Here is a 2,029-nt window from a genome sequence, read left to right as displayed (position 1 = left end):
AGCACTAGAGTCGTCGAACGCCCCCTTTAATCCTACGCGGGTTTGTCCAACCTATAGTTACCTATTAGGCTTCGCTAATTGGTAACTTCAGAGATGGGCCTTTGTTCCTGTAAGCGTTCTTTGATGCTCTTAGGGTTCTGCCTCATATCTAATACGGCAATAATTTGGGCAATATCTTCACTCAAGTCGTAATAGATGGCAAATGGGAATCGCTTAGCTAGCGCTCTGTAGAATCGATATACTTTAGGATGGACTCCTGCATATAGTCTCAAAGATTTGATGTCAGAAAGCAGAGAACTGGAGAAATAGTCGCCGATTCCTTCTTCCTGATCTTCGTAAAAATCACGACCTATTTGAAGGTCTTCGAGGGCTTCTTCTAGGATGAAGACTTCTCTGACTTTCATTTTTGAAGTTTAGCAGATGCTTCATCTAAAGAGAAAAATTTCGCACTACCTGACGCTATTTTTTGTTTCCTGCTAGCCAAAATTTCTGAGTGCCATGCCGGAGATTCAGGCTGATTCTTCTCATGGCAGAGCGCATCCCAGAGTGCTTCCATGGTCTGCAAGCGCTCATCAGTGTTCATTCTTTCTATTTCTTGGATACTCATGTGAGAGAATGTGCGTAATTTGGGTAAAGTCTCAAGATCCTATTTTCTGCCCATCAGTATTATAATACCTCGTGGCTAATCATTTAGCTTTGGGGTAGACACTAAGATGAATGCTTACTTAAGCACTTGATGCAAGATGTTTTAAGTATCGTTTGCGATTTATTAGATGAGTTATTGCTTGATGGCGCCATTGCCCCTGGATCAGCTTGATATAGGAAGTTTGGGGAGCATTTTCATAATTATAACTAACGCTTATACCGCATAAGCCCTTTACTTCTAGATGCGTGGGGTTTTAGCCTCATTTCGAGCATGCATTTCTTAAATAATTCTTTATAGTGCTGAAACCCTGATATTCAAGACTGCTTGCTTCTGAAACCCGCTGTATCAAGAGGCGGATAGCGCGGTGCGCTGTAATGAGGTCTGATGTATTCTGACACAGTGCTTACTTTGTCACACTCAATAGGGGTGAACAATTGAGCATTTCTTCCTTGACTGGGTGTTGGAGGTGATCGTACGTTCACTTGACTATGAGCGCTGTCAATTTTCCCAATTGGCGCTCTTGCTTGAGATCAGATGTGGATCTTAGCGAGCAAGAGCGTGCTTCTTTCGAAATTACAATTCGTTGGTTCTTGAGTTATTGCAAATCTATGAAAGCAGGGGCGGATTTTGAGCGAGCCTGGGGGTTTATTGATTTTGCACGTGAGCAGAAGCAGGCTAGTGAGTGGACAATTGAGCGTTGGAAGGAAGCGATTCGCTGGTTCTTTCGTCAGGGAAAGGCTCGAGCAGGAGCTCGGGCGAAGGGGGCGATGCCTGCGAAAACGACGCCTGCGAGTGCTGCTCTGGGGGCGGGGGTAGTTTCGGGGCACGGTCAGAGCGAGGCCTCCGGGGCAAAAAGTGCCCAACAGGGGCTGGGTGATCTCAATCTTCAGACGTCAAAAATACGGCGTGGCCCGCGTGGTCCTGCAATGCAGGCGGCGCGTTTGAAAGCTTCGGAGCCCGAATGGCGCTTGCAATGTGTGCGGGGGATACGCATACGCGATTTCAGTTACTCGACGGAGAAGGCGTATTTGCATTGGTTGCGGCGTTTTGCGACTTACTGGAAGACGGACGCTTTGGAGTCTCTTGGGGAGAATGAAATCAAATTATACTTGGACCATTTAGCAGTCAAAGAGCGTGTGAGTGGGGGCACGCAACGTTTGGCCCTGCCCCAAACGTTGCAAACGCGTTTTTGAAACGAAGTGCTTAAATTTGTAAGTTGTTGTAAAAAAGTCAGATTTCTAATGCTTTGCATTTAAAATCGATTCACCCAACTGGTGTTTCAAATACGCTTAGGCGACCAAGGCACATGGCTGCCTGTCAGGCCAGCAGTCACGTATGCTTATACGCTCCTTCGGCCTTCAGTTGCCGAGCACCTTGCTCATC

General features: G+C 46.5%; 3 protein-coding genes. 1 reads left to right on the top strand and 2 read right to left on the bottom strand.

Features of this window, described 5'->3' with window-relative positions; all coding sequences use genetic code 11:
• Positions 1-74: 74 nt before the first annotated feature.
• Both QEH59_RS18455 and QEH59_RS18450 read right to left on the bottom strand, forming a co-directional pair.
• Positions 75-404 (bottom strand): hypothetical protein, encoded by a 330-nt coding sequence (locus QEH59_RS18455; RefSeq protein ID WP_308986859.1) that lies wholly within the window; start codon positions 402-404, stop codon positions 75-77.
• Positions 401-607 carry an addiction module protein gene (locus QEH59_RS18450; RefSeq protein WP_308986858.1) on the bottom strand — a complete coding sequence of 69 codons (207 nt, stop codon included), beginning with the start codon at positions 605-607 and terminating at the stop codon, positions 401-403. Before QEH59_RS18450 ends, QEH59_RS18455 begins: the two co-directional genes overlap by 4 nt.
• A 527-nt stretch (positions 608-1,134) precedes the next feature.
• Between QEH59_RS18450 and QEH59_RS18445 the strand changes: the two genes are divergently transcribed.
• Positions 1,135-1,839 (top strand): site-specific integrase, encoded by a 705-nt coding sequence (locus tag QEH59_RS18445; RefSeq protein WP_308986857.1) that lies wholly within the window; start codon positions 1,135-1,137, stop codon positions 1,837-1,839.
• Positions 1,840-2,029: the final 190 nt, after the last annotated feature.

This window comes from Thalassobacterium sedimentorum (assembly GCF_031127905.1).
In the GTDB taxonomy this organism is placed as follows: domain Bacteria; phylum Verrucomicrobiota; class Verrucomicrobiia; order Opitutales; family Coraliomargaritaceae; genus Thalassobacterium; species Thalassobacterium sedimentorum.
Note: the sequence above shows the minus strand (reverse complement) of the source record. Positions and strands in the feature narration are given on the sequence as shown.